We start from the raw sequence: 21,427 nt of genomic DNA on the forward strand, positions 1-21,427 counted from the left end.
TTAAGGAATGGGCGGTTAATAAAGCAGCGTGATGAAGGGCGGCATCGCTGCCGTTCTGGCCCCTGTTTCCTGCGAAATAGCCGATAATGCGCCGGAGAGATCGGACGTCGTAAAGACGCCGCTGACACGGAGCGCAGCCAGGCGGTTATTCGCGATAAGGATGCGACCGCGCCGATAGCGGTTCAGCACCGCGATGACCTGGGATAGTGGCTGATTATCGAAGACAAGGCGCCCGTCACGCCAGCTTGTCACCTGCTCAAGATTAACTTTTTCAACGGGCTCCAGCCCGTGCGCCGCGTCATAGCGCACAGCCTGGCCGGGAGAGAGCGTAACCTCCGCCCCTGCGGCCGCCACCCTTACCTTATGTTCGATCACCGTCACCTGACCGCCATCAGGCTCGTGCGCCACCATGAATTGCGTGCCGAGTGCTTGGGCACTGCCCTGGCCAGCGGCCACGACGAAGGGGCGATGTTCGGAACCGGCGACCGGCGCGGCCGTGAAATAGGCATCCCCCGACAGCAGCCTCACGCTCCGCTGCCGCGTCGTAAAATCAACCGCGATGGCGCTATCGGTATCGAGCTGGACCTGACTGCCGTCGGTCAATCTCACCGTCCGGATTTCGCCAGGCCCCGTGCGGTCATCGGCCGCCAGAATCGTCGTGGGATCACCGAACCAGAACCACGCGGCACCCAATCCGAAGAGTGCCAAAGCCAAGCCGGCAGACGTCAAAGGCAGGCGGCCTGCACGCGGAAGCCGAGCTTGTGGCAAGCTGTGCCGAGGCTGGCCCGGCGCGGATTTCAACGCCCGCGCTTCTCCCCAAAGCTGTTCTGCTTGCGTGAAGGCCGCCACATGGTCGGGGCTTTGCGCCAGCCACAGATCGAAGGCCTGATGTTCTGCCGCCGTCAATGGCGCGCCGCCAAGCCGGATGACCCAGGCAGCCGCGTGGCTCGCGATATCCGTCTGCTGGTCTGGCACTTTCACGTGCCGCGCTCTGTGCAAAGGGCAAAACGCACCAGACCCATCCCGCTGGTAAATTTTGCCATGATCAAAGTTCCAGGCGATGCATGAGATGCTGCAGCGCGCGGGACAGATGTTTTTGAACGGAACTTTCAGAGATACCCAGGCGCCGCGCAACTTCGGGGTAGGTCAGGTCTTCAAGACGGTTGAGAGCAAAGACTTCCTGTGTGCGCCTTGGAAGTTCTGCAATTACCCTGCGCAGTTGGTCCACCCGCTGCCGGGCAGCGAAGGCCTCTTCCGGGTTTGCGGTCTGACCAGGAATTTCCGCCAGCGCTTCATGAGGCACAGACTCCGTCTGCCGCCGCTCGACCTGACGCATATGGTCGATCGCCAAGTTATGAGCCGTGCGATAAAGGTAGGACCGCTCGTGCAGGATGACTGCACGACCAGCCTGCTCAGCGTAGCGCAGAAAGGTATCCTGGGTGAGGTCAGCCGCCATTTCACGGTCTCGCAGCCGCACCATCAAATAGCTTAGGATTTCCCGCTGATGGGCGAGGAACAGCCTTCCCAGATCCCTGACTGACAAACCACGACGCCCCTGGCTAGACCTCCATCGGCCGCCGGTTTAGCGTTGTTGCGAATTATTCGCAATAGGCAGTGGATGTCACGGCTCAACAAACTGGCTTAGCCGGCCGACAGATGCCGATCGACCACATGAGGCGCGAGAAGCGCATCAGAGACCAAATGGGCGGCTCCATGCAGCCCGGCGTCATTGCCCAATGGTCCCGCCACGATTTGCAGTGAGCGCGTCGCGAGCGAGCCGGAGCGCCGATAGACGGTCTCCCGTAGGGCCGCCAGCAGCTGATCCTGCGCCAGCGAGCCACCCACCACCACCACGGCGGGATTGGTCAAATTGACCGCAAGTGCCAAAGCCTCACCCTGATGCTGCCCGGCCGCGCGTAGTCGCGCCAGCATCGCCATATCACCGTCGGCCGCGCGGCGCGTCAGGTCGCGCACACGCGTGACACCGCATTCCTCGCATAACGCCCAGCCTGAGGAATAGGCTTCCAGGCAGCCCTGATTGCCGCAGCGGCAAAGACGTGGGCCGGCGGCCGCCGAACTGCCCGACGTGTCACCGGCCGGCGGCATGAACCAGTGCCCGATATTACCGGCGGCCCCCTGCGCACCGCGCTGCAACTGGCCATCCATGATCAAGCCGACACCAATGCCGGTGCCGAGCTTCAAATAGAGCAGATCCTTTACCTGCGGAAAGCTCTGCTGCTGCTCGCCAAGCGCCATGAGATTGGCATCGTTATCAACGAGTACGGGCGCGTCGAATTGGCCGGCAAAGAAATCCGGCACCCGATAGCCGTCCCAGCCCGTCATGATGGGAGGTCGCACGAGTTGGCCTTCAGGAAAGGCAACCGGACCCGGCAGACCAATGCCGATACCCTTCACACCCGCCGGCTTATGCCCGATCTGGTTCAGCAGGTCGCGGAATATCGTCTGCATGCGTCCCAGAACAGCCGCGGGTCCGCGGGCAATGTCCATCGTGACTGACCGCTGCTCGATTACGTTGCCACAGAAATCGGCGATCGCGGCAGTGAATCCGCTTGCACCGGCCGCCACCAGCAACAGTAGTCCGAATTGTGGATTGATCACCAATCCTCCGGCGGGGCGGCCACCCGTCGAGCTCTCAACCGGACCGGCAATCAGATAGCCGGCCGCCAGCAGCTGATCGAGGCGCTGGCCGATCGTCGAGCGCGAGAGACCCGTAATCTCCATCAAACCCGCGCGCGTCACCGCTTGGCCGCTTCTTACAAGGGTCAGGATGGCACCGGGACCGGTTGGCGAAGTGCTGAGGGGAGCGAGCATTTACTGGCCGTTCGTATGCATTGAAAACAGATTACCTATGCGAGGCGCGGAAGGCAAAACACTTTTGCGTAATTTTTTGACATAACTAGTCGACTGACAAGCAAAAGGGGTGATAGTCTTTCGGAAATCAGTCGGAGGAAGCGATGAACAAGTTTGGCGTACACGCATTGGTTTGGGCCGGTGATCTAAGCGGCCCTTCCGTGCAGCGCATCGTGACGCAAAGCAAGAAGGCAGGATACGATTTGGTGGAGTTCTCGCTCCACGACCTATCGGAACTCGATATCGGCGCGACCCGCGCCCTTCTGGAAGAAAACGGCATTGAACCCGCCTGCTCGCGCGGTCTCGCTTTCGACGCTGATGTGTCTTCGGATAATCTTGAAGTGGTTGCCCGTGGCGTCGCGCTGCTAGAAGAGAGCCTGGAGGTCGCGCAAGGCCTGGGCGCGAAATTTCTCTGCGGCGGCCTTTACAGTGCTTTCGGCAAATACCACCAGCCGGTCAGCGCACTTGGCCGACGGCATGTTGTGGAGTCGCTGAAGCGCGTGGCCGATAGTGCCGCCAAACGTGACATCACGCTGGGTCTTGAGATCGTCAATCGCTACGAAAGCAATGTCGTCAACACGACCGAGCAGGCGCTGGACGTTCTGGAAAAGGTCGGCGCGCCGCATCTGAAGATCCATCTCGATATCTATCATATGAATATCGAGGAAGCTGATTTCTTCACGCCCGTTCTGGCCTGCGGCGACAAGCTCGGCTATGTCCATATCGGCGAAAATCATCGCGGCTATCTCGGCTCCGGCCATCTTGATTTTTCAAGCTTCTTCCACGCTCTGGCCCATATCGGCTACACGGGGCCGATCGCCTTCGAAAGCTTCTCGGATGCCGTCGTCTCGCGCGGACTTTCTGTTGATCTCTCGATCTGGCGCAACCTGTGGAATGATGGCTTCGATCTTGCAAACCACGCGCGCCAGTTTATGCAGAATCATGCCGATGCCGCCGTGCTCGGCCGCGCATGATCGCCGGCGCAAGTACGACGCTGCCGCCAGACCTGCGGCAGCGGGCGGAGCGTCTGCTCAATAAGGGTGGACGCCGCTTGCTGGGTTTAGCGGGCACGCCCGGCGCGGGTAAGTCAACCCTCGCCGCCCTGCTGGCTGACGCTCTGGGTGACCGGGCCATGGTGGTGCCTATGGACGGTTTCCATCTCGCCAATGCCGAACTCAAGCGTCTTGGCCGCGCCGAGCGCAAGGGCGCGCCGGATACCTTCGATGCCTTCGGCTATCGGGCATTGCTGGCCCGCCTGCGCCATCCGGCGCGCGGCGAGACCGTCTATGCGCCGGCCTTCCATCGCGAGATCGAAGAGCCCATCGCGGGCGAAATCCCGGTCGGGCCGGATGTTCAGCTGATCATCAGCGAAGGCAATTACCTTCTGCTCGACACGGATCCCTGGACGCCGGTTGCAGCACTCTTCGACGAATGCTGGTTCGTCGACGTGCCCCTGGAAGAGCAGAAGCGCCGGCTGGTCGAACGCCATATGCGCTACGGCCGCAGCCGCGAAGCCGCCGAAGCCTGGGTTGAAAACACAGATGCGCCGAATGCGCGCCTGATCCAAACCTCTCGCGCGAGGGCTGATCTGATTTTGCCCTGGGTGTAAGACAAACATAGCAACACGCTGGCCCCGTGCCTTCGTGGCACGGTCGGTCCGTTAGGGACGTCCAACATATGTCGACCGATTCAGCCCAGGGGCTATTGCATCTCGATACGCTCGACTACGCTTTTCCTGTCGTCTATTTCATTACTATTGTCGTGCTTGGTTTCCTGGTCAAACGCGCAACGCGCACGGCGGGAGACTTCTTTCTCGCCGGCCGTTCCATGCCCGCCTGGGTCACAGGCCTCGCCTTTATCTCCGCCAATATGGGCGCTCTGGAAATTCTGGGCAACGCCGCCAATGGCGCGCAATATGGACTCTCGGCCATCCATTTCTTCTGGCTCGGCGCCATTCCCGCGATGATCTTCCTTGGCGTTGCGATGATGCCTTTTTACTATTCTTCACGCGTGCATAGCGTTCCGGAATATCTGCGCCGGCGCTTCAATAATGCGACGCATATGCTGAATGCGCTGATCTTCGCGCTCTCTCAGGTGCTGATCGCCGGCATCAATCTCTATGCGCTTGCCTTGATCATCCATCTTCTGCTTGGCTGGCCGCTGGCCTTCTCCATCGCGCTCGGTGCCGCCGTCGTTCTGGTCTATATCGTCGTCGGCGGCCTGTCGGCGGCCATCTATGGTGAAGTACTACAGTTCTTCGTCATTCTGGCGGGGCTTGCGCCTATCGTCATCATCGGCCTGCATCATGTCGGCGGCTGGAACGCTCTGGCGCATCACATGCCCGACACGACCCATCTCGACACCTGGGAGGGCACACAGGTCGGCCATTGGACCAATCCGCTGGGTGACTGGATTGGCCTTGCCATGGGCGAAGGCTTCCTGCTCGCCTTCGGCTACTGGACAACCAATTTCGCCGAGGTGCAGCGGGCTCTTTCCGCCAATAGCCTAAATGCCGCGCGGCGCACGCCCATCATCGGCGCCCTGCCGAAACTGTTTCTGCCGCTCTTTACCGTTGTGCCCGGCATGATTGCGCTCGCCATCATTCCGCATCTGGGGCAGGCCAATGGCCCGTCCTTCAATCAGGCGATCCCGAGCCTGATGGCGACGCTGCTGCCGAATGGCGTTCTGGGTCTTGCGGTGACTGCCCTGCTGGCCGGATTCATGGCCGGCATGGCGGCCAATGTCAGCGGCTTCAACACGGTTTTCACCTATGACATCTGGCGCCCCTATGTGGTGCGCAACCGCAGCGACCACTACTACCTCAATATCGGCCGCTGGGCGACGGTCATCGGCATCGTCGTCAGCGTCGGCACCGCCTTTATCGCGGCCTCCTACAACAACATCCAGAATTATATGCAGATGTTGTTTTCCTTCTTCAACACCCCGTTGTTCACGGTGTTCCTGATCGGCGTATTGTGGCGGCGCACGACACCTTGGGCGGCATTCTGGGGCATGCTGGCGGGCAGCGCTTCCGCCGCCGTGGCGCATTTCGTAGCCCCGAGCATGGCTTGGTTCTATCAGGGCGGCATCATGCAGAACGCGCGCTTCAGCGCGCAGATGGCCAATTTCTACGGCGCCATCGCGGCCTTCATCGGGACTGCCGTTATCACCGTCGTCATCAGCACCTTCACCACGCCACGACCGGCCAGTGAGTTGAAAGGGCTTATCTGGGGCTTGCCCGATCCCAACTCACCCGACGCTGCCGAAGCGCTGCAAGGCACGCCGTGGTTTCGCTCGCCTGTGTTGCTCGGCATTCTTATGCTGATTGTGGTTGTCGCCGCCTCAATCGCCATCGTTATCTGGAGGGCCTCGCTGTGAACCGTCCTGATTTAACCAATCCCACGACCGCCACCGAAGAAGGTGCGAGCGGCAAGCTGTTCGACTTGCGCGTGCTGATCGGCATCGTGCTGGGTATTTACGGCCTCATGCTGTTCGTGACAGGTCTGACCGACACCAAAGCCAGCCTCGCGAAAGCGGATGGCATTCCCATCAACCTTTGGTTCGGCGTTTTTCTGGTTGTGATCGCTGGCCTGTTCTTCGTCTGGCGACGCCTCGCCCCGATCCATCACAAAACCTGACGCAGCAGGTAGCATCATCCACGCGCATCGCGGCGCATGGATGATGCTGCCGGTTTCAGGCCAGGAAACTACCGTCGAAATTCACCTCGGCTTCACCGTCCGCCGTGCGGATGATCAGCCCCTTCCCACCTGCCTTGATCTCACGCACAGTCTCTGCGCCTACAATCCAATCGACGGCACCGATAACTGATCGAATGGACAGATCACCGCCAAGCACAGCGGCTGTCGGGAAACCTCGTTCGCTCAGCCCATTCGGCGCCGCAGAGGCTTTGTGCCCAGCATTCATGAAAGCGCAGACTTCCTCCACGCCCAGAACGCCAACGTGCCGGCCGTTCCAGGGCGGATAAAAGCGGCCACCGTTGGAATACCAAAGAATGGTAAAAGGCAAGGTTTTTGGCGACTTCAGCACCAAAGCCAGGTCACGCCGCTGCGGCCGTGCCGCGACACTCCAGCCCAGGCTATTGGCCGGGTCTTCCACCAGCATGACGAGATCGTCATGCCTATCCGCGAGCGGGTAGCGAGCAAGATCGGCAGTTCTGCCATCGGCCATCGGAAATGCATGAATATCCGAGGACGATGATGGGTATCGCAGCAAAGACGTTCCCCGCGCCGGATCGGGCTCCAGAGCCGTCTCCGGCGTCATTGCCTCAAGCTTCGGCGAGAAGGACAGAAAAGCCTCTCCAGGCAGCGAAACCATGGCATGATAGCCGACCGGCAGCTTGCCGCTGCCACCTTTGAAAATATGGTTCTGGTACAGGAAGGGGTGGTGGTCACGCAGCGTCAATTCCTTGACAAGTCTGGTACCCATGACATCGCGGTCGAGTTGGAAGCGCCCTGTCACACCCCTCTCAAAATGGCAAACCTCGACGAGGTGCCAAGAGCTATTCGCGGGCCAGCCGTGATAGGGCGCCGGCTCAACATCCGACAACGTGAAAGGAGCGCCGAAAAAATCGATCGACATGCGCCGCAGATGCGGGTCAGTTCCTTCGAACAGCGCGTCATCCTGACTATCGGCCCATGGCACGCGATGAAAAGGCGAAAGCACCCTGTCACCCTGCCTGATTGACAGAGAGGCTATCTGGCCAAGATCCAGATCGAGGTCTACTTGGATGCCTTCCGCTTCGAGACGAAAGCTGTCCTGTCTGGTCAAGTCGCAATCCTCGTTTTCGTTATCAATCGCGTGCGAGGATAGACCTTCAGACCGGACTGTCGATAGCCACTCAGAGACTGTCGGTCATAAGGAGGCTGTCATGGCGTTTGTTTGTATAGAGCAGCCGCTGAAGCCAAATCACTCAGGTTACTGCCAGACGTCCCTTGCGAAAACAGCGCAGCGCACATATCGCAAGCAGCAATACCCCCGGCAGAAGTCCAAGCGGAACCCCAAAATGCTCTGCAATACCTGACGCCAAGACACTAATGGCGTAAATTGCCACGAAAGCGAGCTTTTCGCCGCGAAGCAAACCTTCCTGGCGCAGGCCCGCAACCAGCCATGCCATTGCAACCATAGCCATCAACAGATCATACACAAGGGCGAGCGGAACGACCAAAAGCGTTCCCGCGATCAGCGACGCGCCGCGGATTGCCGGCCTTGTATCGGATCGCCAGATCCACCCGACCAATATCGCCACTGCGACAGACACGATGATCTGGACGTCATAAGCCAAGGCGGGCGGAAGTGACATCAATCTTGCCGCACCGAACGGTGTGATGAAAAATTTGAAGGGGATGCGGCCGCTCTGATACATCAAAGGTGAAGCGGCGAAACCATGCCAGAAGGCCAGCCAGGTCGCGGACCCAAACATCGCCCAGGACAACCCCACTGTCGCCAGGACTGAAATCACCGCCCCAAAGATTGCACGCCAATAGCCGCCAACAATCAGCACAAGCGGGATGAGGATACCAAAATGCGGCTTATAGCAAATAAGACCGAACATCAGGCCCGCAACAATGGGACGACGTTCAAGAAAAACCGAGCCCAGAGCTAGTAACGCCGCCGTCAGAAATGAATTCTGGCCCCAGCCCAATACGAAGAATGTCACAGGGAACGACAGTACCGGTATCATCCATCGCCATCCCTTTGCCCCCAAAATCGCACGCAAAGCGGCAAGGTAAAGTGTCAGGGTAACGGTATCGAAAACCACGAACGACAAAAGATAGGGGAGCCGAGCAAGCAGCGAACACACAAGGAGAAAGACGGGTGGATAAAAGAAAAACACATATTGAATACCCGGCTGGGTCGCGGCTACCTCTGCCGCATAATGCGCAGCGTGGTTATAGGCCATTGGCGCTTGACCAATATTGGCCAGATGGCCTGCCGCGTAAAAGCTAACGTAATCCGTGGTCCCTGGCTTAACTTTCGTAATCAAGCCATGAGTGCCGAGAACCAAGAAAATAAATACGCAAATTTCCTGGACGAGAAGGATGGTACACCACCGCATCATCGATGCCTGGTTTAGACCAAAAAGACGCGGCCGAGGCTTTATAGCCGCTGGAACACCGCCTTCCCTTGGCAAATTCAGACTCACGCCTGCCTCCGCGCCAAATGGCCTTTATCCGCATTGTAATAAAGCCCCTGGATTACCGAGGCTGGCACGAGATGACGGGTAATAATATCTTGTACACTAAACAGGGCACTTGGTTGGAAGAACCGCTGCATTGCGGGAACAGTAATATTGTTGATCTGGTCTTGATCAATCGGAAATCTTTGCAAGCGGATCAAGCTGAATATCCTGTGCCGGCACCATCGAGAGCGATGTGATGTCGTGAAATTTAAGCCCCTCAAAATACGCATTGCACGATCTGGATCGTCAATCAACACGCCGTCGGCGGCCGCACGTTCCAGCCGCGTCGCCCGCTTTTCTCCAGCGCAGAAGCGCGTCTTAGTCCACCGCTGTTGATGCCCGGCAATCGAAAAAGCTTAGACAGCCCGGGGGCGGCTGCCCCCCCCGTACCGTCGCCCGGATTAGATGCTGACGCCGCTACGCGGGTCTTGTGCCAATACCTGCAGGACGAGCGCCAATTCGGCGATAGCCGCATCAGAAATTTCCTGCAAAGGCTTGCGGACCTGCCCCCCCTTGAAGCCGCGCTGGCGCATTGCCGCTTTTACGAATTGCGGTTGGCCATGAAGACGCGCAAGGGCACGGAAGCCATACCAAAGCCGATGCAAGTCGCAAGCGGCTTTCGCATCGCCAGCCTCGATCGCGCGGTAGGTTGCCAGAATAAGCTCGGGAAGCGCTCCGGAATTGGTGGAACTTGTGCCGTCAAACCCCGCCATCATCGGCCCCAGAAAGGCAAGGTCTGAGGCACAGAAAAGCCGGATGCGCCCACCGACCCGATTGGCGATGCGGTCGATCGCAGTCGGATTTAAGTCTCCCTGCTTCAAACCGACGACGCCCGGAATGTCCGCCAGTTCTTCGATGACGGAGGGCGACAGCGTAATGCCGATGCCAGGCGCATTGTAGATGATGGCACCTGTCTTGGAGAGCGGGATCATCTCCTTAAAGAATGCGACGATTTGGGCGTCTGTAATCTCGGACACATAGGGCGGGGTAATCATCGGAACGCCGCCGAGGTCACCGGCCAGCACGGTAAGGTCGTGCACCACCCGTGCGTCGGAACCCGCACTGCACAGCATGACCGGCACGCGGTCACCGGCGATGTCCATGACGGCGCGAAACAGATCGGCGCGCTCCTCTGTGGTCATGGTCGGAAATTCGCCATAGGTGCCGCCGATCAGCAGCCCATCAAAGCCAAGGCCGATGACGCGCTCCACGTTCTCCGCGAGAGCGGCGATATCCATTTCGCCCTGCGCCGTGAAGGGCGTCACGGTGATATTAAAAAGGCCGCGCAGACGCTCGGCGGATTCGCTTCTGTCTTTCATGACATCACTCTCTTGGTTCAAGCACGCCGAGGGCATGCTGTCAGAAAAGCGCCCCACAACCCGCCAAGCGGGCCCGGCGGCAGGTCCGGGACAGCGTGAATGCGAGGCCGCGCCGCGCGGGCTTACTGATATTGCGCAGCTTATTGTTCGATTTGGCAGATAGTGTACATTATGTCCATGGCCAGCTCGCGCCCCTGACGTCCATCCCGCCATTCCCAACTCATGCAGCGGTTCGTCGATCTGGCGGCCCAGCAGAACTGGCCGGAAGGTCAGCGCGTGACAGAAGTGGAACTTGCCGAGCAAGTGCAGGCGCCCGGCACGCCCATCCGCGCGATACTGGCGGATCACCGTCACTTGCTGGATAGGCTGCGCGAGAAAATCCGCACGCCAATTGTGATCTTTAACCTCGACGCGCGCTTTCATGAGGCGATCGCAAGTGTCGACCGGAACCCGATCATTCTCACTGTTGTGCGGCAGCAGAACGCCCTGCGCCGCCTTTTGGAAGTTCGCAGCTACAGCGGCCAGGCCCGCGTCAGGGCCTGGGAGCCATCGTCCCTACGTAAGTCCGCAAAAATCCCACCGGCCGCATTGCGGCCCTTTAGATAATGGTGTCATTGTGATCACTATTTATAGCAAGAAGGGGCTGTCATGGCATCGGATTATAGAAAGTTTTACATTGACGGCGCTTTCGTCGATCCGATCGAGGCGCGTCCCCTGGGGGTCATTAACCCGGCGACCGAGCAGGTTTTTGCCACCATCTCGCTCGGCAGCGCCCAGGACGTAGACCGCGCCGTAGCGGCCGCTCGAACCGCTTTCGAGACGTTTTCCCAGACGACCCGCGACGAACGTCTGGCGCTGCTGGAGCGGATGCTGGAGATCTACAAGCGCCGCTACGAGGATATGGCCCAGGCGATCAGTCAGGAAATGGGCTCCCCTATCGCCCGCGCCAGAGATTCACAGGCTTTCGCTGGCCAAGGCCATCTGGAAGCACTGATCGAATCCTTCAAGGCTTTCGCATTTGATGAAAAGCGCGGCACGACGGTCGTGACTCATGAGCCGGTCGGTGTCGTGGCCCTGATCACGCCTTGGAACTGGCCTATGAACCAGATCATGTGCAAAGTGGCGCCTGCCTTGGCCGCCGGCTGCACCATGGTGCTCAAGCCCTCCGAAATCGCACCGATCTCCGGCATGGTCTTTGCCGAAATCATGCATGAGGCGGGCGTGCCCAAGGGCGTGTTCAATCTCGTGAATGGTACCGGGCCGGACGTGGGTGCGGCGATGTCCTCCCATCCCGATATCGACATGGTCTCCTTTACCGGTTCAACCCGCGCGGGCACGGACGTGGCGCGCAATGCGGCCGCCACCGTCAAGCGCGTGGCACAGGAACTGGGCGGCAAGTCCGCCAATATCGTGTTGCCCGACGCCGATCTGGAACAGGCGGTGAGCCAGGGCGTGCTTGGCTGTTTCGGCAATACGGGACAGTCCTGCGATGCGCCGACGCGCATGCTGGTCCCAGCCAACAAGCACGATGCGGCGCTGGAGATTGCCCGCAAGACAGCGCTGGCCGTGGTCACCGGCGACCCGCGCGACGAAGCGACGGAATTGGGGCCGCTGGTGAGCGATGTGCAGTTCAATAAGGTGCAGGCCCTGATCGAGGCCGGCATTGCCGAAGGTGCGACGCTTGTCGCCGGTGGCCCGGGCAAGCCTGACGGCTTGAACGCCGGTTATTTCGTGAAGCCAACTGTCTTCGGCAATGTTCAGCCCGGCATGCGTATCGAGCGGGAAGAGATTTTCGGGCCGGTCCTGGCGATTATTCCTTACGAGACGGTGGAGCAGGCCATCGCCATCGCGAATGACACACCTTACGGCCTTGCCGCTTATGTGCAGGGAACCGACATGGCCGAGGCGCGACGCGTCGCGCGCCGCCTGCGTGCCGGCGCGATCCAAATCAATTATCCGGACTGGGATCTGTTTGCGCCTTTCGGCGGCTATAAGCAGTCTGGCAATGGCCGTGAATATGCTGATTTCGGCCTGCGTGATTTCATGGAAATCAAAGGCATCATCGGCTACGGCGACTGACCTTTCTGACAGCGAAATTACCCGGCGCCGTTGGGGCACCGGGTGATTTCCCTGATTATCTCAGTCTCTCGCTATACAAAGTTCAGTGCGCTTACTGATATCCACCGTCAGGCAGGCGACCGTGATAGATCGTGTTGCGGCAATTGCCCCAGGGTCCGCGCCAATAGCCGGGCGGGCAGCCGTCATACCGCATCGCATAGCCGCCGCCCGGCATATTGCCGCTATAGGGCGTGCCTCGGCAATGCCCCCAGGGCCCGCGCCATTGCCCGGCGGGACAGCCCTCAGCAACGCGCTCGATCTGCATGGACTGGATTGACGCGCCGCTAGAAAAGACGCTCGGAATTACTGGTGCTGCGTAAGAATTTACTGAAAAAAAAAACAGACCTGCTGCCACGATGGAGGAAGATCGGATCATTTTATTTGCCTGCTTCAGAAGACGTTTTGACCTCGTCTTTATACACCTCCGTCTAAATTGTTGTTATGCAATTGACGCATAATTGACAGATCACCCATGTTTTGCACACAAATGATAACAAGCGTCATTAAAGACAGTGCTTCGTAACCGGCATTTCCGTATCCGATTGCCACTGCAATGTTATGCTATATCATCGCAGTCTTGGCTGTTTCATGCCGGATAATAGGTATCAGCAACCCGAATACGCAGCTGTCTTCTGGAAGCTGACCGATTTCAGGCTTGCTGCTCGTCTTGGTCATCCTTGGCGGCCGTGTCGGCCGCCCAACTGCGGCGGATGATATAGATCGGTCTTTGCTTGGTCTCTTCATAGATACGGCCGACATATTCGCCAATGACGCCCAGTGCCACCAGTTGCACGCCGCCCAGGAACAAAATCGCCACCATGAGAGACGGGTACCCGCTGACCGGATTGCCGAAAGCCATGGTGCGCACGATCAAAAACAGAGCGTAGAATAGCGAAAGCAGTGCCACCAGCAGTCCGATATAGGAGGCAATGCGCAGCGGTGCCTGGCTGAAGGAGGTGATCCCTTCAAGCGCGAAATTCCACAGGCCCCAATAGTTCCAGTTCGTCCGGCCGGCATGACGGCTGGCGCGACGATACGGCACCGAAGCCGTCGGGAATCCGACCCAGACAAACATGCCCTTCATAAACCGCCGGCGTTCCGGCATCTGCCGCAAAGCCTCAACCGCGGCACGGGACAGCAGCCGGAAATCACCCGTATCACGCGGAATATCAATGGCGCTCAGGCGGTTGATGACGCGATAGAAGACATGGGCCGAGGTCCGCTTCAGCCAGCCCTCCCCGTCCCGCGCTTCTCTCACGGCATTGACGACGTCAAAGCCCTCGCGCCACTTGGCAATGAGGTCAGGAATGACCTCGGGCGGGTCTTGCAAGTCAGCGTCGAGGGGGATGATGACCTCGCCCCGCGCCTGATCCAGCCCGGCGCTCATCGCTGCCTCTTTCCCGAAGTTGCGCGATAAATCATAAACGCGCACCCGGGCATCCTGCTGCTGAAGGCGGATGAGGCCCGGCAGCGTCGCGTCCTGGCTGCCATCGTTGACGCAGATCAGTTCCCAACTGACTGCGATACCGTCCAGCACGGCGCGCACCCTTGCGTAAAGAGCCGGAAGATTTTCGGCCTCGTTGTGACAAGGCACAACAATTGAGACGAAAGGAGCCGCTTCGCCCGATGCCACGTCATATGGCAGATGTGCTTTGGTCGGTGGAAGAGACACAGAACTATGGTCCATATTGACGAGGGGCAGCGATTGCAGAATGGCTTAGCCATAAGTTGCCTCGCTTCGTCCAGCCTCTCTTTACCTATCCGGTCAACAATCCCTGACCCGATCAAGCCACAGGCGCAGCCGTCCTCCGGCCAATCCCGGCAGTCGATGCCGGGATTGGCCAACAGGTTCAGCGATCTGCCGAGCCTTCGGACATGCCATAGACAGGCGTCGGCAGACCTTCCAAACGTGCTTTAAGCTGAAGCGACAGGTATTGAGAATAATGGCGAGCCTGATGCAGGTTGCCACCTTGAAACCACAGGCCATTCTGTCGCGTGGGCTTCCACATATTGCGCGGCTCCCCTTCCCACGGACCTGGGTCTTTTGTTGTATTGGACCCCAGGCCCCAGACCTTGCCGACCTTTGCCGCCATGGCTGGTGATACGACTTGCGCGACCCTGTCACTCATCGATCCATAGCCCGTGGCATAAATAATAAGATCGGCTGGCAGTTCCATGCCATCCTCCAGAACGAGGGCATGCTCGGTAATCTCTCTGATCTGTCCATGCCGCAATTTGATGTCGCCATTGATGATCAGTTCAGACGCGCCCACATTGATATAATACCCTGACCCACGGCGCATATATTTGAGGAACAACCCAGATCCGTCATCACCATAGTCCAGCTGGAAGCCTACCTTTTCCAGTTTTTTGTAGAATTCCGCGTCATGCTCCCTGATCGCTTCGGTCACGGGGATATTGAATTGCGGCATCAATCCGTATGGCACGGAGGCGTTGATAAGATCCGCCTTGTCTGTCGTGATGCCGCGTTCCAGCGCGGCTTCCGAATAAAGCTTGCTGGTTCCAAACTTGAACAGCGAGTCTGAACCCGCAACATGGGTGGAGCTTCGCTGCACCATCGTGACGTCGGCACCGTTTTCCCAAAGCTCCGCACAAATATCATGAGCGGAGTTATTGGATCCGACCACCACGCACGTCTTACCCGCAAAGCGCTCGCCGCTGCCATGCTTGCTGGAATGATACTGTTCACCCTTGAAGCGATCCATACCCGGAAATTTTGGCTCGTTCGGAAAGCCGGAAACTCCGGTCGCAAAAACCAGGTGCTTGGGCCGCAAGGTAACGGGCTTGCCCCCGCGCGTGACTTTGACAGCCCATTCCTGCCGCTCTTCATCGTAGCTGGCGCCCTCACACGCCGTCGATGTCCAGATATTCAGTTCCATCACTTTGGCGTAGTGATCGAGCCAATCGGCGATCTTGTCCTTCGGCGTATAGACGGGCCAATCATCCGGGAAAGGAAGGTACGGCATGTGGTCGTACCAGACGGGATCATGCAGGCAGAGCGATTTATATCGCTTCCGCCATGCGTCACCGGGATTGGCATTGCTCTCCAGACAAAGCGTCGGAACATCCAGCCGCCTGAGCCTTGCCGCCAGGGCAAGACCGCCTTGGCCGGTCCCGACAATGACGACATAAGGCTGCCGTTCATGACCAATCGTCCGCTCTTCCTCCTCCCGACGCTCCAGCCAGGTCCGGCGCCCTTTCTGAACGCCATGTTCGGCACCAAAGACCCGGCGACTGCCTTTTTTCTCTTCAAAACCCTTTAATTCCTCCATCGAAGACAGAAGAGTCCAGCATTGACTGCCCTTAAGCCGAATGAAGCCTTTGCCAGTCGCCTGCTCCGTCTCGAACCGATACCAGCCCTCAATAATGCCGTTGCTTTCGGTTGCCTCGCCGTCGATTACGAAGCCTGACGGTCTCACGAGCGGTAAAACAGCGCGTAGCATCGCCGTGATGGCCGCTCTTCCTTCCGCCGTTGAAAGATTCCAGGTGAATGCCAATAGGTCGCGCCAGTAGCAATCCTCGGTAAACATCGCAGCCGCTTTGTCGGCATCGCCACTGTCCAGCGCATTGCTGAAAGCACTGATCCAGGATTTAAGCTGCGTTGTCGCGGATGACGAATTCATTCATCTCTCCCTTGCCGTGCACGTTGATCGCACACTTTTCTTCTTGACCGACTTTGGACAACCTGCCCGATCGCAAAACCAATTTGCTGCGGCGCCACAAAAATCGCCGCCCCATAACGGTATCGTGCCAGCCAATGTCAGCCGTCGCAACCGCAAGCCGCAAGTGCCTGCAATACCGCAAAGGCGCGCAGCGTGATTTAGGCCGCCAAAGCGCGATCTGTGATCACACTGCTTGACACTCAGCGGGTCAAATTGGCAAAATACGGGCTATTCGAATGCTTCCGCGGCAATCACCTAACAGCAAGCCAAAAGACTTGCCAATAAGCCATGGGGCATCAAAGCCCCGCCAAAAAAGAGGGCGTCCATATGAGCGACTATATTGTCATCGGTGGAGGATCTGCCGGCTGCGTGCTGGCGAACCGGCTGTCGGCTGACCCCGATATCAAAGTGACCCTTCTCGAAGCCGGAGGCCATGACAAAAGCCCCTTTATCCGCATGCCCGCAGGCTATTTTCAGCTCATGAAAACCGGCCAGATCGACTGGGGATATCACACCGTCCCCCAGCAGCATCTTAATAACAGAACATTGTTTTGGCCACGCGCCAAAGTCCTTGGCGGATGCAGCGCCGTCAACGGCATGATCTATATTCGTGGCCACGCGTCGGATTATGATCTTTGGGCCCAGATGGGCAATCGCAACTGGTCCTATGACGATTGCCTACCCTATTTCAAACGCTCCGAAGGATGGAAGGACGGTGGCGACGCATTTCATGGCGGGCAAGGTCCGCTCAAGACCAGCCGCTATGGCCTGAAACACCCGTTTTCGAAGGCCTTCGTCGAAGCCGGCGTTCAGGCGGGCTATCCTCGCACATCGGATTTCAACGGCAGCAATCAGGAAGGCTTCGGCCCCTGCGACAGCACGCTGGACCTGACCGGCAAGGTACCGGTGCGGTCAAGTGCGGCTCACAGCTACCTTCGCCCCGTCAAGGACCGTAAAAATCTGGAGATCATTACCGGGGCTATGGTCTCGAAGATCATCATCGAACATGGCACCGCCGTCGGGGTGGAATATATCAAGGATCAGAAGCGCTATCGCCTGAACGCCAATCGGGAGGTGATTCTGTCCGGCGGCGCCGTCAATTCACCGCAGCTGTTACAGCTTTCGGGTATCGGTAACCCTGATCATCTCAGGCCGCTGGGCATCGACATCGCGGCAGCCCTGCCCGGCGTCGGCCAAAACCTCCAGGATCACCTCGCACTCAGCGTCAAGCAGCGGTCTTCGCAGCCGATTTCGATGCTGCCGATGGTCAAGCCTGTACGATCTGCCCTGGCGCTCGGCCAATATCTTCTCAACGGCACAGGACCGGCGGCCTATCATGGCGTCGAGGCACTGGCCTTCGTGAAGACAAGGCCTGAGCTGGTGGCGGCAGATTTGCAATATCATTTCATGCTCATCATGTACGATGACCATGGACGCAACATCATCCCCGAGCACGGGTTCATGCCCTATTTCAATATCGCCCGACCCGAGAGCCGCGGCTCGATCATGATCAACTCGGTCGATCCGACCAAGCATCCAACAATCCAGCCGAATTATTTTGAGCGGTCGGAGGACGTTCGCGTCATGCGCGACGGCATCAAGATCAGCCGCCAGATCATCGCGCAGCGTGCTTTTGATCCCTATCGCGGCACGGAATATGGCCCTGGGTCCGAGGTGAAGAGCGACCAGGATATCGATGCCTATGTCCGGGCCAATATCGAATCGATCTATCATCCGGTCGGAACCTGCAAGATGGGCTCGGACAGCATGGCTGTCGTCGACGATCGGCTGCGTGTTCATGGCATCGATGGGCTGCGTGTGGTGGACGCTTCCATCATGCCGACACTCACCACCGGCAATACCAACGCGCCCACGATCATGATTGCCGAACGTGCGGCGGACTTTATTCTTGGCCGGGGGACGACGGCGGGCACGCGACCTGCGGGGCAGTCCGGCCTCGCGGCCTGACCGGATTGGTTGGGAAGCGCTGTTACCGGGTTAAGGTGCGGCGCTTCCTCACCGGCTTTACCCTGGCGTCAATCGGAGGCGGTTGATCGTCCAATTTGGCAACCGCTGGCCCGGTTCCGCCATGAGACAGAAACCACTGCGCTGTATTTTCGATATCGACCTTCAACGCCTTGGCAGCCTGCTTCCCGTTTTTGGCGACAACGGCCGCTATGATGCTGTCATGGACAAAAACCGCTTCGCGGAAAACCTCGCTGCCGGACATATCAACGACAAGCGCCGCCAGATAAGGACCGCTGCGCAGCCACAATATATCAATGAGTTCCAAAAGCGTGGCGTTGCCGCAGCCTTCATATAACCGGGAATGAAATTCCTGATTGCTCTCCAGCGCCAGCGTCAGATCGCCTTCGTCCAAGGCGAGCGCCATAGCCGCATTGGCTTCTCGCAGACGCTCGACAAAGGCGGCATCCGCATTGTCTGCCGCCAGTTCAGCCGCCCGGCCTTCGATCATGGCGCGGACCACAACAAGCTCCTCGAAGCCGTCCGCGGTAATCTCAGGGATTTTGAAGGTTCGATCGGCCTGTTGGACAAGCGCCTTCTCCGCCGTCAGCCGTTTGATGGCTTCACGGATCGGCATGTCACTGGTGCCGAAACGGGCGGCCAGTCCCCGAATTGTCAGGGTCTGGCCAGAGGTGAAGACGCCTTTCCGCATGGCGTCGCGTATTCTGCCATAGACCCGATCATGAAGGCTGCGAATGTCAATCAGGTCTCGTGCGCCGTCCATCGGCAAGCCTCTTCCCGTTCCTAACCGATAATACGCGACCGGCTGGCCCGTGGCCAGTTCGCGCCACCAGTCTCGCCTGGCCAGACTGGTGGCTAGACGCTGAAGGTGAGCGTGGTCTCCTCGATCGTCAACGGCGACCGATAGCTTTCAAAATTCCCGCAAACGCCGAACGATTGGCCGGAAATATGCTTGGCCCAGTCAGAGCCGAGATACAGCACCATGGCCGCGACCTCCTCCATACTGATCAGCGCATGGAGCGAGATATTGTGAAGCATGGCGGCCAGATAGGCCTGGCGGTCGATCCCCTTGGCATCCGCCTGTTCATCCACGACGCGCTTGCCCCTGGGGCCGTCGATCAACCCCGGCAGTACGGCATTGACGCGAATATTATGGCTGCCAAGCTCGATCGCCAGAACATCCGTCAATCCGCGTACCGCGTATTTCGTGGTCGAATAGGGCGTACGCATCGGCATCCCGATGCGCCCCGCCGTCGAGGAGATATTGATAATGGCGCCGCTTTTCTGACGTTTCATCATCGGTACGGCGCGACGAACGCAGTAGAAGGCGCCGTTGATATTGACGGCAACCGTCGCGTCCCACTCGGCATCGGTGATATCCTCGACCAGCTTGGTCGGGCCGGCGATGCCCGCGTTATTGACGAGAACATCAAGCCCGCCCCATTTCGCTTCGATGTCCGAAAAGACGGGATCCATCTCCCGCGAGGACGAGACATCCGCCCGCGAAACGCCAATGCCCAGTTCGGCCATCGCGGCTAGCGCCCTGGTATCGACGTCGCAAATATGCACGCGCGCACCGGCCTCCCGAAAGGCCAATGCCGTCGCCCGGCCGATGCCGGAAGCACCGGCGGTGACGAATACGCGCTTGCCCTCGGCCGTTACTTGCATCGCATCTATCCTCATCAGAACTTAGGTCGGAAGGGGCAACCGGCTGGATGCCCCTTCCCTTCAGGTCAGAGATTCGCGGCGACCGCCTTGACCTCGGTGTAAAGCTCGATCGCCTCGGCCCCCATTTCCCGGCCCCAGCCGGACTGCTTATAGCCGCCGAAGGGCAGAGCGACATCATTGGGCAGATGCGCATTGATCCAGACAGTGCCGGCCTTGATCTTGCGAGCCAGCTTATGGGCCACGCCGATATCGCGCGTCCAAATACTGGCACCCAAACCATAGGGGGTATTATTGGCCTGAGCGGCGATCCGGGCCAGGTCATCATCATCGAAGGGCATGGCGCAGGCCACAGGCCCGAAGATCTCTTCTTTCACGACAGACATATCGGGCGATGTATTGGCAAAAATCGTCGGCTTGACGAAATAGCCCTCATTGCCCCAGCGTTCGCCACCGGTCACGACCTCGGCGCCGTCGCGCTTGCCGGCATCCATGAAGCCGGTCACGCGATCAAGCTGTTCCTGCGATACCAGCGGCCCGATGCGGCTGGACGGATCAAGGCCCGGACCGATCTTGTATTTGGACGCTTCGTCGGCCAGGCCGGTCATCAGCTTGTCGAAGACCTTTTTATGCACCAGCATCCGGGAACCCGCCGTGCAGCACTGACCGGAATTGAAGAAGATGCCGGACGCCGTGCCGGAGATCGTCACATCCATGTCAGCGTCCGGGAAGACGATCACCGGCGATTTGCCGCCGAGCTCAAGACTGACTTTCTTGAGGTTGCCGGCAGCGGCCTTGACGATCAACCGGCCCACCTCGGTCGACCCCGTGAAGGCGATCTTATCGACGTCATGATGGGCCGCCAAAGCCGCACCCGTCATGCCGTCACCCGTGAGGATGTTGAGCACGCCATCGGGGAACCCGACGTCCTGCACGATTTCACCCAGCCGCAGGACAGACATCGGCGTCTGCTCCGCCGGTTTCAGAATGATCGTGCAGCCGGCAGCCAAGGCCGGGGCAATTTTCCAGACCGCCATGAGAAGCGGAAAATTCCACGGCACGATCTGACCGACGACGCCGACAGGTTCGCGCATGGTATAGGCGTGCCAGTCGCCCGGAATCGATACCGGGATGCTTTCGCCATTCAGTTTGGTACACCAACCGGCCATATAGCGCAGTAATTCACAGCAAAATGCCAGATCGACATTGCGCGCGTCCTTGAAGGGCTTGCCGTTGTCGATGCTTTCCAGCTGCGCCAGCTCATCCGCATGGGCCTCCAGACTATCCGCCAGGCGCCAGATGAGCTTGCTGCGCTCCACCGGCTTCATGGACGGCCAGGGACCGGATTCGAATGCCTTGCGGGCGGCCGCGACCGCGCGGTCCACATCTTCCGCTTGCGCTTCCGCGACCTGCGCAATTTCCTGCCCATTGGCCGGATTGAAGACCGGGAACATCTTGCCGGACAGGGCGTCAACCCAAGCGCCGCCAATCATGAGCTTATGGCGTTTCTTGAGGAAGCCCTGATTCTCTGCCGAAAGCCCGGTTCCATTGACCATGTAATTCATCGTCATCTCCCTTTATTGTTT

20 protein-coding genes are annotated in these 21,427 nt (G+C 59.0%); 7 read left to right on the forward strand and 13 right to left on the reverse strand.

Features of this window, described 5'->3' with window-relative positions; genetic code table 11:
- Positions 1-15: 15 nt before the first annotated feature.
- From ASILVAE211_RS20970 to ASILVAE211_RS20980, 3 genes are all read right to left on the reverse strand, one after another.
- Entirely contained in the window at positions 16-981 is a 966-nt protein-coding gene (locus ASILVAE211_RS20970; RefSeq protein WP_227323320.1) for a FecR family protein, read from the reverse strand.
- Positions 982-1,045: 64 nt separating this feature from the next.
- Complete coding sequence (locus tag ASILVAE211_RS20975) at positions 1,046-1,543, reverse strand: RNA polymerase sigma factor (RefSeq protein WP_227323321.1); 498 nt, start codon at positions 1,541-1,543, stop codon at positions 1,046-1,048.
- Positions 1,544-1,641: 98 nt separating this feature from the next.
- Entirely contained in the window at positions 1,642-2,832 is a 1,191-nt protein-coding gene (locus tag ASILVAE211_RS20980) for an ROK family transcriptional regulator (RefSeq protein WP_227323322.1), read from the reverse strand.
- A gap of 143 nt (positions 2,833-2,975) precedes the next feature.
- Between ASILVAE211_RS20980 and ASILVAE211_RS20985 the strand changes: the two genes are divergently transcribed.
- From ASILVAE211_RS20985 to ASILVAE211_RS21000, 4 genes are all read left to right on the forward strand, one after another.
- Positions 2,976-3,845, forward strand: a complete 870-nt coding sequence (locus ASILVAE211_RS20985) for a sugar phosphate isomerase/epimerase family protein (protein WP_227323323.1) — start codon at positions 2,976-2,978, stop codon at positions 3,843-3,845.
- The gene (locus tag ASILVAE211_RS20990) at positions 3,842-4,480 is read left to right on the forward strand and encodes a nucleoside/nucleotide kinase family protein (RefSeq protein ID WP_227323324.1); all 639 of its coding nucleotides are present in this window, start codon (positions 3,842-3,844) and stop codon (positions 4,478-4,480) included. The genes ASILVAE211_RS20985 and ASILVAE211_RS20990 overlap by 4 nt, the downstream gene beginning before the upstream one ends.
- Positions 4,481-4,548: 68 nt before the next feature.
- A complete protein-coding gene (locus tag ASILVAE211_RS20995) occupies positions 4,549-6,249 on the forward strand; it encodes a sodium:solute symporter family protein (protein WP_227323325.1) in 1,701 nt (566 codons plus the stop codon).
- Positions 6,246-6,509 (forward strand): hypothetical protein, encoded by a 264-nt coding sequence (locus tag ASILVAE211_RS21000; protein ID WP_227323326.1) that lies wholly within the window; start codon positions 6,246-6,248, stop codon positions 6,507-6,509. Before ASILVAE211_RS20995 ends, ASILVAE211_RS21000 begins: the two co-directional genes overlap by 4 nt.
- Positions 6,510-6,564: 55 nt before the next feature.
- Here the strand turns inward: ASILVAE211_RS21000 and ASILVAE211_RS21005 are convergent, their stop codons facing one another.
- The 4 genes from ASILVAE211_RS21005 to ASILVAE211_RS21020 form a co-directional block, all read right to left on the reverse strand.
- Entirely contained in the window at positions 6,565-7,659 is a 1,095-nt protein-coding gene (locus ASILVAE211_RS21005) for a hypothetical protein (protein WP_227323327.1), read from the reverse strand.
- Positions 7,660-7,801: 142 nt separating this feature from the next.
- Entirely contained in the window at positions 7,802-9,034 is a 1,233-nt protein-coding gene (locus tag ASILVAE211_RS21010; protein WP_227323328.1) for a glycosyltransferase family 87 protein, read from the reverse strand.
- Positions 9,031-9,228: a pericentriolar material 1 protein gene (locus ASILVAE211_RS21015; protein ID WP_227323329.1), complete on the reverse strand. Its 198-nt coding sequence runs from the start codon at positions 9,226-9,228 to the stop codon at positions 9,031-9,033. Before ASILVAE211_RS21015 ends, ASILVAE211_RS21010 begins: the two co-directional genes overlap by 4 nt.
- Positions 9,229-9,471: 243 nt before the next feature.
- Positions 9,472-10,389, reverse strand: a complete 918-nt coding sequence (locus ASILVAE211_RS21020; protein WP_227323330.1) for a dihydrodipicolinate synthase family protein — start codon at positions 10,387-10,389, stop codon at positions 9,472-9,474.
- Positions 10,390-10,611: 222 nt separating this feature from the next.
- Here ASILVAE211_RS21020 and ASILVAE211_RS21025 point away from each other — a divergent pair, with 222 nt between their 5' ends.
- Positions 10,612-10,995 carry an FCD domain-containing protein gene (locus ASILVAE211_RS21025; protein WP_227323331.1) on the forward strand — a complete coding sequence of 128 codons (384 nt, stop codon included), beginning with the start codon at positions 10,612-10,614 and terminating at the stop codon, positions 10,993-10,995.
- Positions 10,996-11,037: 42 nt separating this feature from the next.
- Positions 11,038-12,468 (forward strand): aldehyde dehydrogenase family protein, encoded by a 1,431-nt coding sequence (locus tag ASILVAE211_RS21030; protein ID WP_227323332.1) that lies wholly within the window; start codon positions 11,038-11,040, stop codon positions 12,466-12,468.
- A gap of 91 nt (positions 12,469-12,559) precedes the next feature.
- Here the strand turns inward: ASILVAE211_RS21030 and ASILVAE211_RS21035 are convergent, their stop codons facing one another.
- The 3 genes from ASILVAE211_RS21035 to ASILVAE211_RS21045 all read right to left on the reverse strand — a co-directional run bounded on the left by ASILVAE211_RS21035 (position 12,560) and on the right by ASILVAE211_RS21045 (position 16,151).
- Positions 12,560-12,772 carry a hypothetical protein gene (locus tag ASILVAE211_RS21035; RefSeq protein ID WP_227323333.1) on the reverse strand — a complete coding sequence of 71 codons (213 nt, stop codon included), beginning with the start codon at positions 12,770-12,772 and terminating at the stop codon, positions 12,560-12,562.
- A gap of 384 nt (positions 12,773-13,156) precedes the next feature.
- Positions 13,157-14,152, reverse strand: a complete 996-nt coding sequence (locus ASILVAE211_RS21040; protein ID WP_264479031.1) for a glycosyltransferase family 2 protein — start codon at positions 14,150-14,152, stop codon at positions 13,157-13,159.
- A gap of 205 nt (positions 14,153-14,357) precedes the next feature.
- Positions 14,358-16,151 carry an NAD(P)/FAD-dependent oxidoreductase gene (locus ASILVAE211_RS21045; RefSeq protein WP_227323334.1) on the reverse strand — a complete coding sequence of 598 codons (1,794 nt, stop codon included), beginning with the start codon at positions 16,149-16,151 and terminating at the stop codon, positions 14,358-14,360.
- A gap of 366 nt (positions 16,152-16,517) precedes the next feature.
- Between ASILVAE211_RS21045 and ASILVAE211_RS21050 the strand changes: the two genes are divergently transcribed.
- On the forward strand, positions 16,518-18,158 hold the full coding sequence (locus ASILVAE211_RS21050) for a choline dehydrogenase (RefSeq protein WP_227323335.1): 1,641 nt from the start codon (positions 16,518-16,520) through the stop codon (positions 18,156-18,158).
- 22 nt (positions 18,159-18,180) lie between these two features.
- Here ASILVAE211_RS21050 and ASILVAE211_RS21055 read toward each other — a convergent pair whose 3' ends face one another.
- From ASILVAE211_RS21055 to ASILVAE211_RS21065, 3 genes are all read right to left on the reverse strand, one after another.
- Positions 18,181-18,939 carry a GntR family transcriptional regulator gene (locus ASILVAE211_RS21055; RefSeq protein WP_227323336.1) on the reverse strand — a complete coding sequence of 253 codons (759 nt, stop codon included), beginning with the start codon at positions 18,937-18,939 and terminating at the stop codon, positions 18,181-18,183.
- Between the two features lie 92 nt (positions 18,940-19,031).
- On the reverse strand, positions 19,032-19,844 hold the full coding sequence (locus tag ASILVAE211_RS21060) for an SDR family oxidoreductase (RefSeq protein ID WP_227323337.1): 813 nt from the start codon (positions 19,842-19,844) through the stop codon (positions 19,032-19,034).
- Between the two features lie 65 nt (positions 19,845-19,909).
- Complete coding sequence (locus ASILVAE211_RS21065) at positions 19,910-21,406, reverse strand: aldehyde dehydrogenase family protein (protein ID WP_319799610.1); 1,497 nt, start codon at positions 21,404-21,406, stop codon at positions 19,910-19,912.
- Positions 21,407-21,427: the final 21 nt, after the last annotated feature.

Origin of the sequence: Acidisoma silvae (assembly GCF_020618775.1) — a bacterium.
Taxonomy (GTDB): domain Bacteria; phylum Pseudomonadota; class Alphaproteobacteria; order Acetobacterales; family Acetobacteraceae; genus Acidisoma; species Acidisoma silvae.

Bases quoted from the DNA above. Each gene is read 5' to 3' on its own strand.
- ASILVAE211_RS20980 (WP_227323322.1), bottom strand. From the start codon at position 2,832: ATGCTCGCTCCCCTCAGCACTTCGCCAACCGGTCCCGGTGCCATCCTG.
- ASILVAE211_RS20985 (WP_227323323.1), top strand. From the start codon at position 2,976: ATGAACAAGTTTGGCGTACACGCATTGGTTTGGGCCGGTGATCTAAGC.
- ASILVAE211_RS20990 (WP_227323324.1), top strand. From the start codon at position 3,842: ATGATCGCCGGCGCAAGTACGACGCTGCCGCCAGACCTGCGGCAGCGG.
- ASILVAE211_RS20995 (WP_227323325.1), top strand. From the start codon at position 4,549: ATGTCGACCGATTCAGCCCAGGGGCTATTGCATCTCGATACGCTCGAC.
- ASILVAE211_RS21020 (WP_227323330.1), bottom strand. From the start codon at position 10,389: ATGAAAGACAGAAGCGAATCCGCCGAGCGTCTGCGCGGCCTTTTTAAT.
- ASILVAE211_RS21025 (WP_227323331.1), top strand. From the start codon at position 10,612: ATGCAGCGGTTCGTCGATCTGGCGGCCCAGCAGAACTGGCCGGAAGGT.
- ASILVAE211_RS21030 (WP_227323332.1), top strand. From the start codon at position 11,038: ATGGCATCGGATTATAGAAAGTTTTACATTGACGGCGCTTTCGTCGAT.
- ASILVAE211_RS21035 (WP_227323333.1), bottom strand. From the start codon at position 12,772: ATGCAGATCGAGCGCGTTGCTGAGGGCTGTCCCGCCGGGCAATGGCGC.
- ASILVAE211_RS21045 (WP_227323334.1), bottom strand. From the start codon at position 16,151: ATGAATTCGTCATCCGCGACAACGCAGCTTAAATCCTGGATCAGTGCT.
- ASILVAE211_RS21050 (WP_227323335.1), top strand. From the start codon at position 16,518: ATGAGCGACTATATTGTCATCGGTGGAGGATCTGCCGGCTGCGTGCTG.
- ASILVAE211_RS21055 (WP_227323336.1), bottom strand. From the start codon at position 18,939: ATGGACGGCGCACGAGACCTGATTGACATTCGCAGCCTTCATGATCGG.
- ASILVAE211_RS21060 (WP_227323337.1), bottom strand. From the start codon at position 19,844: ATGCAAGTAACGGCCGAGGGCAAGCGCGTATTCGTCACCGCCGGTGCT.
- ASILVAE211_RS21065 (WP_319799610.1), bottom strand. From the start codon at position 21,406: ATGAATTACATGGTCAATGGAACCGGGCTTTCGGCAGAGAATCAGGGC.